Here is a 17590-nt window from a genome sequence, read left to right on the forward strand (position 1 = left end):
GTGTGAAAACAAATTAAAACTTTATATAGGGGGACACACATCATGAAAAAGCGTGTTTTATTATCTGTAGCTGCTGCAACAGCTCTTACTTTAGGAGTATCTTCTCTAGATGCACAAGCTGCAACAGTACAACCATCTAACGTAAAGGTTCAAAATATTCAGCATTCAAAAGTAATGATGAAACAAATGAGCCAACAAGAATTACAAGCATTCTTACAATCTATGGGAGTTGAATCATTAGCACAATGGCAACAAGGAAACTTCCAACCAAACTGCTTCATTCCTGGTCAACAACCTACTGAAAATGTTGTAACTGAGCAACCAACAGCTAAGCCAGAAACTCAAAAGCCAGTTGAGCAAAAACCTGCCGAGCAAAAGCCTGCTGAAGAAGTTCAAAAACCAGAAACTCAAAAGCCTGCTGAAAACAGCAATACTCAAAAACCTGCTGAACAAAAACCAGCTGAGCAAAAGCCTGCTGAAGAAGCAAAATCTTTAAGCGAGTTTGAACAACGTGTTGTTGAATTAACAAACGCTGAGCGTGCAAAACAAGGCTTACCAGCACTAAAAATCGATACTGAATTAAGCAAAGTAGCACGTATTAAGTCTGAAGATATGCAAAAAAACAACTACTTTGATCATAACAGCCCTACATACGGGTCTCCGTTTGACATGATGAAGAAATTTGGTATTTCTTATACATCTGCAGGTGAAAACATCGCTCAAGGTCAACGTACACCTGAAGAAGTAGTACAAGCTTGGATGAACAGCGCTGGACACCGTGCAAACATCTTAAATAACGGCTTCACTCACATCGGTGTTGGTTATGTAGAAAGCGGCAACTACTGGACACAACAATTTATTACGAAGTAAATAGATTAAAAGAGTCTTCTCATAATGAGAAGACTCTTTTTTAAGTTTCATAGCTTTCTATTATGTATGAATAGAAAATATATAACATAAACAACATAGATCCACAGCTTATTACACTAAGCAATACATAAAATCCCCACTCTAAGTTCAAAAACAATGAAAACAATATGCCACATGCCATCACTTGAAAAATCCGTCTACTCACTAAACAAATTTTTTGTAATTTAATTGGATCTTTTTCTTTTTCTTTGCCTTTTATTTTCTTAAATTCTTTACTCAGCATAAAAAGAAACATACTAATCCCAATCGTTAATCCTGTTTGAAAGGATATCAAATCCCCAAAATTAATAAAGAGGATAAGCGTATGAATAAACAACATAAACAACGTAATTTTCTTTATAAATCCGCCTATAATACCATGCTCTCTTTCATTAAACTTAAATATATTATGTGAAATAATATACAAAAATCCATATGAAAAAATAATAAAACAGGGAATAAATGCTACAACGACTTGTTTACTCATAAACTCGTTTGGCTGACCATTTACATTCCAATGTACTGCGATACGATTTGGTAAATAGGGATAGAGAAATAGAGTAAGTAAAAGACAAGCGAAAAATATTCCCAGTACATACTTATATTTAATCAAGTGATTCTCACCTCTCTTTTCTCTTAACGGCTTCGCTTCTTTTAGAGAAATCCCTGCAAAAAACTACTTTTTTCAAGTTAAAACTTATACTTTACGCATTTTCTTTTTGAAATTCTTTTATTTTATTATTTAACTTTGTAGGAAACGGCACATCAACTTCAATCGCTTCTTTCGTAATTGGATGCAAAAAATGTATCTTCATCGCATGCAATGCTTGACTGGACATATATTTTGTTTGTCCACCATATAATACATCCCCAACTAATGGATTACCATTATGACTCATATGAACACGAATTTGATGTGTTCTACCCGTTTCTAATTGTAACGTTACGAGAGTCGTGTTTTGCTTCTTAAAATACTTTTCTACTTTATAATATGTGATAGCTTGGTCACCTTTTGGAGAAATACGACGCCTTGTAGCATGATGGCGATCCCTTCCGATAGCAGCATCAATCTTTCCTTGTTTCTTCTTTACTTTCCCTTCAACGAGCGCTGCGTACGTTCTTTTAATTTTTCTTTCCATTAATAAGCGATCCATAATTGAACCAGCAATTCTATGCTTAGCAAACACGACACCACCTGTCGTATCTTTATCTAAACGATGAATATGACGCACCTTCGTCTCTAAACCTTGCATTTGAAAATGAAAAGCAACAAGATTTGCAAGCGTCCCGGTTCCACCTTTTTCAGCAGGGTGTGTGTCCATTTGCTCTGGTTTATTTACGATAAGTACGTGATCATCTTCGTATACTACATGTAATTCACCATATTCTGGATCTACACCGTACTCTTCCTCCGCAAACATATGGACTTGTAACTTATCGTTCTCTTTTAAAAGCTCATTCCATCTTCTTTGTTCCCCGTTAACCGTAACACCTTTTTCCATACGAAGCTGATGTAATAGCTTTTTCGGTATTTCCCATTCTACTTTTAATACCGATTCAATACTTATACCATTCCATTTAGCTGGAACGGTAATTTCACACCATTCACCCTTTTTCTTTGTTTCCATACTGTTTATCACCTTATTTCTATTGATTCTCTCATTGTAACGGAAAACACACTTTGATGCACCGTCAAAAATAGAGGACAGTCTTATAATAGACTGCCCCTCAAGCTCTAAGTCTTTTCATTTCTAACAATACTTCTTCAGCTTTTTGTTCATACGATAAATCCTTAAAGAAATCCGCCAACCTTTTATAATCATTGTAAGCATCTAATAAATCGTCCATCTTTTCTATTTTCATCACTTGTTGTTTTTGTTTCATTTTTACTGGATAGCGATAACCTGATACTTCTTGTATTTTGTAATACTCATCCTCTACTTGAACGACCTTTACAAGTTCTTCCTCTTCTGCATCCATCGTATACCCGTCAAATTCTCTAAGTAGTTCATAAATGATATGAGTCCATTCATCTTTTGGATAAAATCCTTTTTCTAACCGATAACCGACAATGCGATACATATGCCCATCGTTCTCGGCAAACTGTACTGTATCATTTAACTTAAACTTAAAATAACGAAACATTGCCTTCACCTACTTATTATGTAATGTTCTTATCACATACTATTTGCAAAATGTAGGCTTTGCTATTCATAAAAAATGCTCATCATATTGATGAGCATTTTTTACGATGATTTTTCTCGTTTTTTTCGAAATGGTAACCACCAGTTCCAGTCTCCAAATAACTTCATTAAGCTTGGTACGAGCATAAGACGAATAATTGTTGCATCAAGAAATATTGCTAATGCAACGCCAAGACCCATCTGCTTTACTGGTAAAATATCAGTAAATGCGAATGCACCAGTTACAACAATCATTATTAAAGCAGCTGATGTAATGATTCTACTTGTTGAAACGAGCCCTTCTAATGTTGCTTGATCGTTATCTCCTGTTTCTTCATAGAGCTCATGAATACGTGAAATAAGAAATACTTCATAATCCATACTAAGCCCAAATACGAGGCCAAAAATGAAGATTGGTAAGACAAACAGAACCGGACTTGCTTCTAAACCGAAATGACCACCTTCAAATAACCAAACAACAATTCCAATGGTTGCACTTAAACTAAGTATATTCATAACAATTGCCTTAATTGGAATGAGTATAGATCGGAATGCAAATAATAATATAACAAAGGTCGATCCAAATATAACAGACATACCAATTACAACTTTATCTTTAATTTCATCTTCTAATTCTTGTTGAAACGTCGTCATTCCGCCTAGATAATACGTAACATCCGTTTCTTTATAGTTCTTTTTAAAGTCACGTACCCACTGTTTTGCAGTCTCTGTACGTGATTTTGTTTTCAAAAATATTTCTATCGTCGTCTTATTCCCTTGCGTGTATGCTTCAAATACAGGAGTTAGTTTCGCTGATTCTGGCGACTGCAACATTCCAACAACTTGATCTGCTTTCATTCCAGTTAACCCGTCGTATAAACTTCTTACTTCATGTACTTTCTTATCACCTTTTAACTTTTGAACGACTTCTTCTATCTTTTGTAGACTTTCTTTTTCTTTCATATCTTTTTTCGTCTCTACAACTAACGTAACATCAGCGTGTGTTTTGACAGTTTCATTAAATGCTTCTTCATACTTTTCATATGCAATCCTTGTATCACTCTTTTCAGGTAAAGCTTCAACACCAGGGAACTGCAAATTAGCTGTACGTAACGGTAATAAGCAAATAACAATAAATGTTGTAACAACAATAATCATTGCAATTGGATGTTTCATCACAAATTTTGCAAATTTACGCCATGCTTTTGCCGGCGTATGTGCTACTTGATTCTTTTTTAATATTCTTTTACCGATTAACGATAATAGTGCTGGAAGAAGTGTGAGTGAGAATAAAATACTCATAATGACAACAATCATTCCGCTAATCGCGACAGATTGAATATAATCTATCTTAAAGAAAAACAAACCGGATAACCCAACAAATACGCATAATCCTGAAAATACAATCGCACGTCCTGCCGTTTGATATGTAATTGCTATCGCTTCTTTTACCGTTCGTTTAGCAACTTCCTCTCGAAAACGGTTCACAAATAATAGCGCAAAATCAATAGATAATGCAAGTCCAATCATCGGTGCAACGTTTAACACGAAAATAGATAGTTCTTTATCAACACCGATGAAATACAATATACCCATCGTACTAATAACACTAAGCGCCCCATTCAAAATCGGTAAAATTGATGCCAAAAGGCTACCAAACGAAAATAGTAATACAAGAAACGCAATTGGTAATCCAATCATCTCTGCTACTTTTAAATCATTTTGCGTTCTTTCATTAATCTCTTTATTAATTTTCGGAAACCCTGTAGGTGTTACTTTTAATGCTATATTACTTTCTTTCTCAATCTCATCAGCAAATTGTAATGTCTTTTCCATTCGTTCCTTATTTGTTTTCCCGGAAAATAAAATTGTCGCATAGCCGATGTCATCTTGTAGCATTTCTTTATTTTGGATTGGGTGATGGAAAGATTCATAGTTCTCTTTCTCTTGAACATTCTTTACAATTTCATTTATTCGCTTTTTAAATTCCTCATGCGAAGCATCTTTATTTTTCTCAAAAACAAGCAGCAGCGTATCTTGAGACTTCTTAAAATCTTTATCTAAAATTTCTTTCGTTTTTTGATAGTCGCCTTCCGTTTGGAAACCGTCACCACCTAATACTCCCGGTAGCTTTGGAGCAAAAATCCCAAGTGCGATTGCGAGCAACAGTAACGCTACAATTACTGTATAACGAAACTGATACAAAAAGGCTCCTAACTTCCCCCACTTATCAACTTTATGTACATTTGTCTTCACACATTTTCACCTACTTTACATAATTCAATTGTCACTTATACTGTATCACATCTTGATATAAACAAAAAACGTCTGGAAAAACTATAATAATAGTTTTTCCAGACGTTTTTCTATCTCTCTTTATTAAGCCCTAATCTCTCAGTAAGTAAACGATGGTAGTAAATCGCGATAATTAACAAAATACCACCTACGCAGTAACCAGCTAAAATATCAGTTGGGTAATGTACATTTAAAATGACTCTACTTAATCCAATCGATAGAATTACTATACCCATCAAAATCGTTGTGACACATTTCCCAGCTACGCTTTTCAAATTAGCAGCAATGATATAAGTAAGAAATCCAAATGTCATAATTGATAGCATTGCATGTCCACTAGGAAAACTATATCCAAGTGCATCTAGCGCTTCATTTAATGACGGACGTTCTCTCTTTACAATCTCTTTTATCCCTTTATTCACAAGATGTGTTATTAAAATTCCCATTGGATATACAATCATCGCAGCATAATAACGCTTCTTCCAAAAAACAAGCAAACTTATAACGAGCGTAGCGACTATCCCAATTGCTGATCCCAATTTTGTAAAGTACGAGAAAAATGTAAGAGAACTTTCCGTTTGTAGCCCTCTTACTAATCCACGGACATATGTATCCATCACTGTAACGCCACCTGCATGTACGCGCCAAGCAACAATACCAAATACAGCAAATAACAAACCGATACACATTACCTCATACTGATGTAACTTCTTCTTCAAACGATTTCCTCCTACTATGAAAAAATGCGATTTCTACTTTAGAAACCGCATTTCCTTGCTTATTTACCTTTTGTTTTTAGCTCTGTCCAGTAACGATCATAGTCTTTTAACTTATCGTCTACATCAACAAGCCATTCTGTACGATCTAACTCTTCTTTCGTTAAGAAAATCATGTGATTATCACGGTATTCTTTACTATGAAGAGGATGAGCTTTTTCATTTGGATTACTGTAACCAATTGACTCGTAGTTTTTCACACTTACTTTTTCATCTAGTAAGTAGTTCATAAATTTCTCAGCAAGCTCTTTATGTTTTGCACCTTTTGGAATTGCTAACGTATCAGCCCAAATTGTGCCGCCTTCTTTTGGTACAACATATTCTACATCTTTATTATCTTTTGCGATAAATGCTGCATCTCCAGACCAAACTGTTCCGATCCAAGCATCTTCTGTAATGAATTTTTGTTTAATGTTATCTGTATCAAACGCTAATAAGTTTGGAAGCAGCTTCTTTAAATCATCTGCTGCTGTCTTTAATTGTGCATCGTCTTTCGTACTGTTTGAGAACCCGTGCTTCTTAAGACCCATTCCTAATACTTCACGAGAATCGTTTAGTAACGTTACATGTCCTTTATATTTCTCATTCCATAAGTCAGCCCAGCTTGTAGGTGCTTCTTTCACATACTTTTTATTGTATGCAATCCCTGTTACACCCCAAGTGTACACTAAAGAATATTTATTCTCTGGATCAAACGCAGGTGTTTTAAAATTAGAAACCATGTTTTCGATATTCGGGATATTCTTTTTATCTAACGGTGCTAATAAGTCCATTTTCGCCATTGTTTTAACCATGTAATCAGACGGCTGGATTAAGTCATACTTTGCGCCACCAGCTTGTAATTTCGCAAGCATTTCTTCATTACTTGCGTACTTGTCATAGTTAATTTTCACATTATACTTCTTTTCAAAATCTTTTAGCACTTGCTCATCAAAATTGTCAGCCCAACTATAAATATTTAATTCTTCTTTCTTTTCACCACAACCAGCAAGCACACCAGCAACAAGGCTAAAGCTAATTGCTGCGCCAGCTATTCTTTTCATTAATTTCATCGGTTTATTACCCCCTTGTACTTTCTATATCGTTCGTATTATAAAGGAAGGTGTCCTCCAGAGTTTTCTTCACCATCTGCACCTTTGTTTCGGAAGATTTCAGATAGAACCATTAATCCTACGATAGCAACAATTAAAATTGTAGAAAGAGCATTAATTTCTGGTGATACTCCGCGCTTAACCATACTGTAAATGTATAGTGGCAATGTTGTTGATCCTGGTCCTGATACGAAGAAACTAATTACAAAATCATCAATTGATAATGTGAATGTTAATAATGCTGCCGAAATAACTCCCGGTGCAATTGCTGGGAACGTTACATAACGAAACGTTTGCCAAGGCGTTGCTCCTAGATCATTTGCAGCTTCTTCTAAGTCACGTCCCATACTTGAAAGACGCGCAGCTAAAATAACAACAACAAACGAAATGCTAAATGTAATATGTGCAATAATAATCGTTGTTTGTCCAAGTTCCATTCCTAACTGACTGAAAAGAATTAGTAAAGATAATCCCATTAAAATATCAGGAATTAAAATTGGTAAATATACAAGGCCATTAATAGCCCCTTCGAAACGATATTTATAACGATGTAAAGCAATTGCAAAGAATACACCAAGTACCGTTGTCACAATCGTTGTTATAACTGCAATCGTAATACTATTTACAAATGCATCAATAACATCTTGTTTTTGAAATAAATCTGTATACCAATGGAATGTAAAACCTTCCCACTCCGCATTAATGCGAGAGTCGTTGAAAGAATAGACCATTAAAACCATCATTGGAAAATACAAGAATAACAAAATTAACCAAGAATAAGAAACTAAAAACTTCTTCATCTTTGCCTATTCCCCTCCGTTCTCATTATATTTATATACTTTCGTTGCACGATAATATAAGTAAATTAACAGAACAGAGAATAGAACAACGATAATCGATAACGCAGATCCAAACGGCCAGTCACGTGCACCTAAGAATTGATTTTGAATAACGTTTCCGATTAATGCTACTTTCGATCCGCCCATCACGTCTGATACAACAAACATTCCGATAGAAGAAACGAATACTAAAATAGAACCAGTCGCAATTCCTGACATCGTCATCGGCACTGTTATATTCCAAAATGCCTTTATTGGTGTTGCTCCTAAATCATAAGCCGCTTCTAGCTTACGCTTATCCAGCTGCTCAATTGCTGCATACACTGGTAAAATCATAAATGGTAATAAAGAATAGACCATTCCGAGTATTACAGAAGGAGTATTATATAATAAATTTAACGGTTCACTAATAATGCCAAGCTTTAATAACAACGTATTCACAAGACCTTGTGAACGTAAAATAACAATCCATGCGTATGAACGAACAAGAAAGTTAATCCAAAACGGGATCGTTGCCAATAATAAAAGAATAGAGCGGTATTTGCGGTCAACAATTGTAATTGTATACGCAAACGGATAACCAATTAATAAACATATTACTGTTGTAATAACTGCGATCTTAACAGTTTCCCATAACGTTCCTAAGTACAATGGATCAAATACACGGGATATATTCTCCAGCGTAAATTGCATTTCTACTGTCCCGTAAGCTCCGCGCTGCATGAAGGCGAATCCTAATACGAATACGAGCGGGATTAGGAAGAAAATTAGCAGCCACGCGACTGTAGGTAGTGCGAGTAATTTCCCTTTTTTCAATTTAAGGTCACCTCGTCCTCTTGCTCCCAGCCTACATATACATTATCTCCAATGCTCCACTGCGCTGCCTCTTCAGCAGTTTGATATGCCATTAGTAATTCTGATGTTTTCTCATCACGTACATAAAGCTTCTCCATATTTCCGACAAACTCAATATCTTCAATATGTCCAAGATGGTATTCTTTTAAAATTGGTTCTTCAACCGAACGTACTTTTACATTTTCAGGGCGAATTGCTACATAGCCTTCCCCGTTCTTCACAATATTATTTTCACCGATGAATGTCGCAACGAACAATGTTTTCGGCTTATTATAAATTTCTTTCGGCGTTCCGATTTGTTCGATATGTCCTTTATTCATAACGACAATACGATCGCTCATGCTCATTGCTTCTTCTTGATCGTGCGTTACGTATATGAACGTAATTCCTAAATTACGTTGTAAGTTTTTCAATTCACGTTGCAAGTCTTTTCGTAACTTAAAGTCAAGCGCTCCAAGTGGCTCATCTAATAGTAATACACGCGGATTATTTACAATCGCTCTTGCAATTGCAACACGCTGCTGTTGTCCACCAGAAAGCTTCGCAGGTTTACGATTACGGAACTCAAGTAACTGCGTTAAACGCATTGCCTCTTCAGCACGCTCTTTCTGCTCTGCTGCTGATACTTTCTGCATTTTCATACCAAAACAAATATTCTTCTCTACTGTCATATGTGGGAATAGTGCGTAATGTTGGAACACTAGGTTCATATGACGCTTATATGGCGGCAAATCGTTAATTCTTTCATCATCTAATAAAAGATTCCCTTTAGTTGGAGTTTCAAATCCTGCGATCATACGAAGTAAAGTCGTTTTCCCGCAGCCACTCGGCCCTAAAATTGTTAAAAACTCTCCCTCTTTAATATCTAAAGAAAGAGGTGGGATAATCACTTGATTTCCAAAATGTTTTTCAACTGCTTCAACTTTAATAATCTTTTTCATTTTCCCGTCCTATCTACCTTAAATTTTAAATTTTTATATTCATGAATAAATATTTATGTTCTATAGACTATTTTTTGTTTCGATCCAAACAAAAATGGTTATTTAACAAGCGTTCGTTTCTATTCTTTATGTAGTATGTTTGATTCATTTTCGCATGATACATAACGTCGAACAGAAAAACCCCTTCCATTGCGAAGGGGCTATTATCATACGGCTACGCCTACTGATAAACACCATCATCATTTTAACAACTTTCGTATGAATTTTAAAGCACTTTTTGTAGAAGAGTAACGAATTTTCATGTCGAATGCTGTAGATTGGGCTAAAATGCTTTTATAATGTGAAAAAGTCCGAAAACTTTCTTTCCCATGATAACCCCCTAATCCACTACTTCCAACACCCCCAAAAGGTAAATATGGCGTGGCAAGATGATAGACAACATCATTAATACAGCCTCCACCATATGAAATATTACTCGTCACTTTCTTTTGTACTTCTTTATCTTCAGAAAATACATATAACGCTAACGGCTTCGGATATTGCTGGATTGTGCCAATTACATCTTCTATGTTGTCGTACTCTATGATTGGTAAAATCGGACCAAAAATTTCGTCTTCCATAACAGTATCTTTCCATGTAATATCCGCTAGTACTGTCGGTTCAATATGTAATGTATCTTTCTTATAGTTTCCACCAATTACGACTTGACCATCTTGTAAAAATCCACATAATCTTTCGAAATGACGCTCACTTACAATACGCACATAATTTTCATTTTGCAAAGGTTCTTTACTATACTGCTCTATAATTTCATGTCGCAGTGCCTCAATTAGCTTTTCTTTCACGGAAGAATGCACATACATATAATCAGGCGCTACACACGTCTGCCCTGCATTTAAAAACTTACCCCAAACAATTCTTCTTGCTGTCATCTCTATCTTTGCATCTTTATGTACAATACAAGGACTTTTCCCGCCAAGTTCTAAAGTGAGCGGCGTCAACTGTTTCGCTGCTGCTTCCATTACAACTTTTCCAACGCCAACACTACCAGTAAAGAAAATATAATCAAATGGTTCCCTCAGCAAAGATGTACTCTCTTCAACGCCACCTTCTACTACCGCTACAAGCTCTTCTGGGAATAATTCATCTAACATTCTCTTAAGCACTTTTGAAACGCTTGGTGTTAACTCTGACGGCTTTAAAACGATTGTATTTCCAGCTGCCAGTGCTCCTACAAGTGGTGCAATTGCTAATTGAAAAGGATAGTTCCACGGTGCAATAATAAGTGTCACACCATACGGTTCTGGCACTACTTTTCCTTTTGATCCAAAATGAGTAAGTGCTGTTCGAACTCGTTTCGGTTTACTCCACGATGACATATGTTTCAATTGAAAGGAAATTTCTTTTAATACATATCCAACTTCCGTTGTAAACGACTCGTGAACTGACTTATTTAAATCTAATTTCAATGCCTGAAATATTTCTTCTTCAAAATGCTGAATGCCTTCATAAAGCTTCTTCAAATTATTCTTTCGCATTTCGATGCTTCTCGTATGCCCTTTTAAAAAATATTCCTTTTGCCTACTTACAATAGAGGAAATACTCATTCACTCACCTTCTCCCACTATTTTTATCCAATTCTTTCATTATTTATATAGACTTCATATATAACAAATTTCTATTCTTAAGGTTACATTATATATGACTTTTTCAGCTATATAAAATTCATTGCTCACAAAAAAACTACCGAAAGAAAATCTCTCGGTAGTTTTACAGTATTAACGATATAAACGAACAGCACCTGCAGAATTATCATCAGCTTGTCCTACTACTTCAAACTTCAGACCAAGCTTCGGTAAAATACGTCCTGCATCTGGAATCTGTTGATTAATATACGTTTTAGAATCATCAAACTTCGGTACACCTGCTAAACCATCATACGTATACGTTCCACGCGTTGGAGATACAACTTTCCAAGCTGGCGTTTTATCGAATGAGAACGCCGCATCTGCGATTTGGAATCGCGTACTACTTTCCACTGTCGGTTTACCATTTAAAGTTCCTACAATTGCTTCTGGATGAGAATCAACTACACCTAGGAAACCGTGTCCTGGATGTACACCTACCCAGTTATCTGTGTAAGCTGAATCTGCATACCATACAACCATACCAGCGTTATATACTGGACCACGTGCAAATTTTAACGCGTTATCTGAACCAGCATAGTTTCTCCACTCAACATAGTAGTTATGGCTTTTCTTCTCTGTTCCGTTAGAAACAGCAAAACCATCTAATTTGAATTGTGGCGTACCTTCTGCGTCATCAGAGAATACTACTTTATCATCTACTGTTAATGAAGCATTATCAAGTAAGAAACCATTTAATGCTAAACCACCATCAGTAATGTAATCAAATGTTAATTTTACTTTCTTACCTTTGAACTGGCTTAAATCATATGATTTGTCAATCCATTTTCCATTTGTCGAATCTGCATTTCCACTATTTGCTTTCTCACCAAGTCTTTCAATTAACGTTTGTTGACCATCTTCCGTTACAGCGTGTACTTCAAGGAAATCATACTCTGCTTCAATTTCATATAATGATTTGAAGTCAAATTTTGCAGTCGTTGCATTTGTTAAATCGAACAGTGGTGTTTCCATCTTCGTATGAAGATCATCACCTTTTGTGCTGTAGTAATACTGTTTTCCGAATGCCGGCTCAATTGTTTTTATATCTTTGTCTGGTAAGTTAACACGAATCATACCTGGACGGTTAGATTTCGTAACACTTTGGTCTAAATATGTTGCTAGGCCGATACCTTTATTTAATTTCTCGTAATCTACTTCTACGATATTTGCCCAGTTACCACCGATTGTTTTTTGGAAAAACTCTTTATTTTGTGGTGATAAGCTCGTTGGTGTTGTACCTGCAATTTTACCAGCCCAGCTTCCGCCACTCATGATAGACCAAGCTTGAATTGGCTCACCAGCACCGCTATATTGTGTATCATACTCATCTGGTAAACCTAAATCATGACCATATTCATGCGCGAATACACCAACTGCTCCATCTTCTGGTTCAATTGTGTAGTCGAACGCTGCCATCTTTCCACCCCAATATGGAACTTTCGCTTGTGTACCTTCAATTGCGAATGGTTTTGGTCCAACTGTCCAGCGATGTGACCAAATTGCATCATCACCTAATTTACCACCACCTGCTTCTTGTCCAACACCTGCATGAATAATCATTAAGTGATCAATTAAACCATCCGGTTGATTTTTATTTCCATCACCATTTACATCATATTGATCAAATTGATCAAACTCTGATAGATCAAGACCGCTATCTACAGCTGCTTTTAATGCATCTTTTACTAAATCACGTGGGCCTTTTGGTCCTTTATTATCATGACCGCCGCTAGCAGCATCTGCACCGTAATCAGCAGCTTTACCAGGAACTGTTAACCATTTTGTAACTGTTCCGTCCACTGTGTAACTACCACCAGATTGCTCTTCGTAATATTGTTTAAACGTTTCAATTTTACTTCCATCATCTAATGTAAACGGCTCGTTGCCGAATAACATTTTTTCATAATGTTCTTTATTAAAATCGTTAGAATACATATATCCAGGCTCTTTGTCGATATTATTATGTTTAAAGTCAGCGTACTCTACAAGTAAAACGAGTACTTTATCTTTACGTACATCACCGTTATAGTCTTTTTGTTTCGCTGGAGAAGTTGGTACTTTACCATTTAGACCGCCTTTAACTGGGCCTGTCGCTGCAGGTGTTCCTGTTGCAGGGTTATCTAATTTTTCTTTCGTGTCTGCTTTCGCATCTTTCACTTTCTTTAAAAAATCAGATGCTTCTTTCGTAAGTTGATCCCCATTTGGTACTTCTTTCCCAGGATTTTCACCCTTTTTGTTCTCTACATACTTTTCGACAGCTTTCTTTGTTTCTTTCTCTGAAGCTGACGAATCAATTACCCCACGTTTTTTTAGCGCATCTGCTAAACGTTCTTCCGGAATTAAGTGATCATCAACTGGGCTCGTAGCTGTTTTATTCGCAGGCGTTTCAGCATATGCAGATTGAGTACCAGCTCCGAATGAAAGGCCTAATACAGCTGTTAAAGCGATTGATGACAAAACTTTGAACGGTTTCTTGTTCATCCCTTATTTCCTCCCCTAATAAATAATATGTATTACAAATTGAATTTTATTAAAAATTCAATATTTTTTCAATATTTAGTCATATTATGTAATATTTTTAATATATTTGTAAAAATTTCATAGTTAGCATACGAATATATCACAATTCAACAATGTTTTCTGAAAATATTGAAAGTTTTTATCGAACAATTTATAATTTCCATAGAGGGAGTTTAATGGGGATTTTATCTTTGTTTCATCTACACAATATTTGATAATTCACTATATAAAACACAAAATCCGATTGCATTATCATGTATTCTGTAGCAGCAATTATGACCGATAATTAGGGAGGAATTACATTTGTACAAAGATAAGACAGACGCACTGGATCAAGAATGGATTGATTTAATACTTGAAGCTCTAGATGCTGGTATCGCCATGCAAGACATCGAGCAATTTTTCCAACGTATGAAGCCATCCAGTCAGGCTCAATAGGTTTGTTCTTTTTAACGAAGTTTATGTTATAATAATGACATCATAAGACAACTACATATTGATAGAAAGGTGCGCAAATATGATTGGAGAACGTATAAAACGCCTTCGTTTACAAAAAGGGATTTCATTAACTGAACTTGCCGAAAAAGCTGGCGTTGCTAAATCTTACATTAGTTCTATAGAACGAAATTTACAAAAAAACCCTTCCATTCAGTTTCTTGAAAAGATCGCAGCAGTTCTACAAATTCCAGTTGATACTTTACTTCATGATGAAACAACAAAGGAAACTAACCTAGACTCCGAATGGACACAACTCGTTAAAGATGCAATGAACTCTGGTGTCTCCAAAGAACAATTTCGTGAATTTCTTGAATTTACAAAGTGGAAGCAAAATCAAAAATAATAATAGAAAGAAGTGCTTACAACCAGCACTTCTTTTTCTTTATAAAAAAAAGCGGGAATACCCGCTTTTTTATTATTTTTCTTCCCCAGCTTCTTGGTTGGCATTGAATGTCCATTCTAAATTCAATGTATCACCTTGGAAGATATTTTGGTCTTTTCCATCATCTACGAATTCAAATTGTACCCATAGATAATCCTCTGTACCAGCTGCTAATCCACCCTTTTCTCCCCACTCAGGAGCAAAGATATCTTTAGCTAAAAGATCTGGATCAACTTTTTGTAAGTCTGCTAAAGTTGTTTCATATACAGGCTCACTTTGTTTATCCCAGTTCCAAAGGAATTTTACTTTAACGTGCTTACCAAAGTCTTCACCAGCATTATCACCTTTTGCATCTTTAACAGTATACTTTGTTGCTAATTTAACGTCTTTAATAGTTAACGAACCGCTGTTTTGTAATAAGAACTCTTTCTTAACAGAATCCCCTGGTTTTAAATCTTTAATATCTACAAGCGTCTTAGGGTTTAATGTAAGGTCTAACGTCCCAGCTGCAAATGTATTGTTTGATACTTCTTTATCGCTAAAGAATGCAAATGTTCCTCCACCAATTAAAGCTAACCCCAATGCTGCTGATGCAACTCCCATACCTAATTTCTTTTTCAGACTCACAATCAATTCCCCCTAGCTTTTTTTTATATTTTTATCACTTATTTTTCAATAAGAGATGTAAAGAAAACTATATTAGCTTAGCTAATATGCGTTCTTTTTTAAAAACCTTATGTTCATTATAACGAACAACTCTATATAAACACAACACATATTTATTAATATTTTCAGTTATTTTTATTTCTCAATATTTTTTAGACTTTTCAGAAAAATAATGATAATTTATAACTTTTTTCACACTCAAATCATTTAATACTATAAGAAAAAAGAAAAACAAAGAGGTGAGGGCTAACGTTCCCTCACACTCGTATAAATATTACTAGTCTTGCTTATTCGTTCACACTCTCTTACACCACATTCTTGTTTTCTGACTGTTTCACTAAAGCAGTTACTCCGCTTTCTTCTGCTCTTCTAGCTTTTTCTGTTCTTCCACTTTCTTTTGCTCTTCTACTTTTTTCTGTTCTTCTACTTTCTTCTGTTCTTCTACTTTCTTTTGTTCTTCGGCTTTCTTTTGTTCCTCTGCTTTCTTTTGTTCTTCTACTTTCTTCTGTTCCTCTACTTTCTTTTGTTCTTCTACTTTCTTCTGTTCCTCTGCTTTCTTTTGTTCTTCTACTTTCTTCTGTTCCTCTGCTTTCTTTTGTTCTTCTACTTTCTTCTGTTCCTCTGCTTTCTTTTGTTCTTCTACTTTCTTTTGTCCTTCCGCTTCAATTGCAACGTTTAATTGTTGCTGAAGAGCCTGAATTTGCTCATCAATAGCTTTCAAGCTAATTTCTTTCTCAATATAGTCACGCTTCTCTTTGATACTGCGAAAGCCTTCATTTACATATACGGACACTTGCTGCATCGACTCATCTTTATTTACCTTTAATTCTTCTTGTATTTGATTGTAAGGAGCTTCTATTTCAGTATATACATTTTGCAGAGCTTCCTTCTCAGCAACAATTTTCTCACGCCCTTGTTGCCATACAGAAATCGCCTGTTTTATTTCTTCAATAGAAGTTGCTTTCAATTTCCCCTTCATCGTTCCATACTCACGCTCAATAAACTGTTTATGTTTCTCAGATTGCTCTTTTAACGTATTAACTGTTTTCGGAAATATAATTGCTGTAGAAAGCGTCGCTTCTACTTTCGTTTCATGAATGAACGCCGCTTCTGTATGCGTCATAATTTGAGATCCTAAATAAAACGTAATAGAACACATACACGGCAATATAAGCATCTTTTTAAAATTACGCGGTCTTTTCAGCATCTTAATCTCTCCCATCGAACATTACGTTCTTTATACAGAACATTATCTATATTATAGTAAAGAACTATTAAAATTGATAGACAAATACTAGAAAAATAGAAAAAGGGCTATCCATGTGATAGCCCTTTTTATTATTATCTTTCTTCACCTGCTGTTTGTTGTGCATCAAACGTCCAATTTAATTGTAACTTATCGCCTTGGAATTGATTTTGATCTTTTCCATTATCAACGAACTCAAATTTCACTTTGAATTTATCAGATTTACCTGCTGAAATACCTTTTTCATCCCAGAACCAAGCCGATAAATCATTATCTACAGCTGTAAGTGTGTCACCTTTTAATTTATCTAAAGTAGTTTGTTTCACAATTGTCTCATGCTTATCTACATTTTTTAAGAATGTTACTTTAATATGTTTACCAAAATCATCTTTATTATCTTTCTTTACATCTTCTACATTATAATCTGTTTTCAGTAGAACCTTTTTAATATCTAAAGAACCTTTATTTTCTAGTTTAAATTCTTTTTCAATTGTATCCCCAGGTTTTAAATTCGATACGTTAACAACTGTTGATGGATTTAATGCTAAATCCAGTGTTCCAGCCGCAAATGTATTGTTTGACACTTCTTTATCACTGAAAAATGCAAATGTTCCTCCACCAACTAAAGCTGCTCCTAATACTGCTGATGTAATACCCATTCCTAATTTTTTCTTTAAAGTCATGTCCATATCCCCTTAATA

Annotated in this window: 17 protein-coding genes; 3 read left to right on the forward strand and 14 right to left on the reverse strand. The window is 35.3% G+C overall.

The annotated features are described in order from the left end of the window. Window positions 1-42 precede the first annotated feature (42 nt). On the forward strand, window positions 43-870 hold the full coding sequence (locus tag IQ781_RS08985; RefSeq protein ID WP_065212139.1) for a CAP domain-containing protein: 828 nt from the start codon (window positions 43-45) through the stop codon (window positions 868-870). A gap of 40 nt (window positions 871-910) precedes the next feature. On the opposite strand, the gene IQ781_RS08990 is transcribed toward IQ781_RS08985, so the two are convergent. From IQ781_RS08990 to inhA1, 11 genes are all read right to left on the reverse strand, one after another. Continuing rightward, window positions 911-1522 carry a DUF1648 domain-containing protein gene (locus tag IQ781_RS08990; RefSeq protein ID WP_065212140.1) on the reverse strand — a complete coding sequence of 204 codons (612 nt, stop codon included), beginning with the start codon at window positions 1520-1522 and terminating at the stop codon, window positions 911-913. Window positions 1523-1613: 91 nt separating this feature from the next. Beyond that, window positions 1614-2537: an RluA family pseudouridine synthase gene (locus IQ781_RS08995; protein ID WP_000448351.1), complete on the reverse strand. Its 924-nt coding sequence runs from the start codon at window positions 2535-2537 to the stop codon at window positions 1614-1616. A 100-nt stretch (window positions 2538-2637) separates the two neighbouring features. Then, a complete protein-coding gene (locus tag IQ781_RS09000) occupies window positions 2638-3054 on the reverse strand; it encodes a hypothetical protein (RefSeq protein ID WP_000490301.1) in 417 nt (138 codons plus the stop codon). A gap of 101 nt (window positions 3055-3155) precedes the next feature. Next, a complete protein-coding gene (locus IQ781_RS09005) occupies window positions 3156-5348 on the reverse strand; it encodes an MMPL family transporter (protein WP_139847178.1) in 2193 nt (730 codons plus the stop codon). Between the two features lie 110 nt (window positions 5349-5458). Beyond that, complete coding sequence (locus tag IQ781_RS09010) at window positions 5459-6106, reverse strand: phosphatase PAP2 family protein (RefSeq protein ID WP_000727792.1); 648 nt, start codon at window positions 6104-6106, stop codon at window positions 5459-5461. Window positions 6107-6165: 59 nt separating this feature from the next. Beyond that, a complete protein-coding gene (gene potD / locus IQ781_RS09015; RefSeq protein ID WP_000772484.1) occupies window positions 6166-7215 on the reverse strand; it encodes a spermidine/putrescine ABC transporter substrate-binding protein PotD in 1050 nt (349 codons plus the stop codon). A 38-nt stretch (window positions 7216-7253) separates the two neighbouring features. Next, window positions 7254-8054, reverse strand: a complete 801-nt coding sequence (gene potC, locus IQ781_RS09020; protein WP_000714192.1) for a spermidine/putrescine ABC transporter permease PotC — start codon at window positions 8052-8054, stop codon at window positions 7254-7256. Between the two features lie 6 nt (window positions 8055-8060). After that, window positions 8061-8909: a spermidine/putrescine ABC transporter permease PotB gene (gene potB / locus IQ781_RS09025; protein WP_000715500.1), complete on the reverse strand. Its 849-nt coding sequence runs from the start codon at window positions 8907-8909 to the stop codon at window positions 8061-8063. Continuing rightward, on the reverse strand, window positions 8906-9889 hold the full coding sequence (gene potA, locus IQ781_RS09030) for a spermidine/putrescine ABC transporter ATP-binding protein PotA (RefSeq protein WP_000720333.1): 984 nt from the start codon (window positions 9887-9889) through the stop codon (window positions 8906-8908). The genes potB and potA overlap by 4 nt, the downstream gene beginning before the upstream one ends. A 239-nt stretch (window positions 9890-10128) precedes the next feature. Next, window positions 10129-11496, reverse strand: coding sequence for an aldehyde dehydrogenase (locus IQ781_RS09035; RefSeq protein WP_139847179.1), 1368 nt, complete (start codon window positions 11494-11496; stop codon window positions 10129-10131). A 171-nt stretch (window positions 11497-11667) separates the two neighbouring features. Next, complete coding sequence (inhA1, locus tag IQ781_RS09040; protein WP_001035936.1) at window positions 11668-14058, reverse strand: M6 family metalloprotease immune inhibitor InhA1; 2391 nt, start codon at window positions 14056-14058, stop codon at window positions 11668-11670. A 342-nt stretch (window positions 14059-14400) separates the two neighbouring features. Here inhA1 and IQ781_RS09045 point away from each other — a divergent pair, with 342 nt between their 5' ends. Beyond that, on the forward strand, window positions 14401-14535 hold the full coding sequence (locus IQ781_RS09045; protein WP_000276219.1) for an anti-repressor SinI family protein: 135 nt from the start codon (window positions 14401-14403) through the stop codon (window positions 14533-14535). Between the two features lie 79 nt (window positions 14536-14614). Next, window positions 14615-14938, forward strand: a complete 324-nt coding sequence (locus IQ781_RS09050) for a helix-turn-helix domain-containing protein (RefSeq protein ID WP_000578885.1) — start codon at window positions 14615-14617, stop codon at window positions 14936-14938. A gap of 72 nt (window positions 14939-15010) precedes the next feature. Here the strand turns inward: IQ781_RS09050 and calY are convergent, their stop codons facing one another. From calY to IQ781_RS09065, 3 genes are all read right to left on the reverse strand, one after another. After that, on the reverse strand, window positions 15011-15604 hold the full coding sequence (gene calY, locus IQ781_RS09055; protein WP_000053713.1) for a biofilm matrix protein CalY: 594 nt from the start codon (window positions 15602-15604) through the stop codon (window positions 15011-15013). 385 nt (window positions 15605-15989) lie between these two features. Beyond that, entirely contained in the window at window positions 15990-16850 is an 861-nt protein-coding gene (locus tag IQ781_RS09060) for a DUF4047 domain-containing protein (protein ID WP_242808287.1), read from the reverse strand. Between the two features lie 134 nt (window positions 16851-16984). Then, a complete protein-coding gene (locus IQ781_RS09065) occupies window positions 16985-17572 on the reverse strand; it encodes a CalY family protein (RefSeq protein WP_000172852.1) in 588 nt (195 codons plus the stop codon). Window positions 17573-17590: the final 18 nt, after the last annotated feature.

Origin of the sequence: Bacillus sp. N447-1, assembly GCF_022701035.1 — a bacterium.
GTDB lineage: Bacteria > Bacillota > Bacilli > Bacillales > Bacillaceae_G > Bacillus_A > Bacillus_A cereus.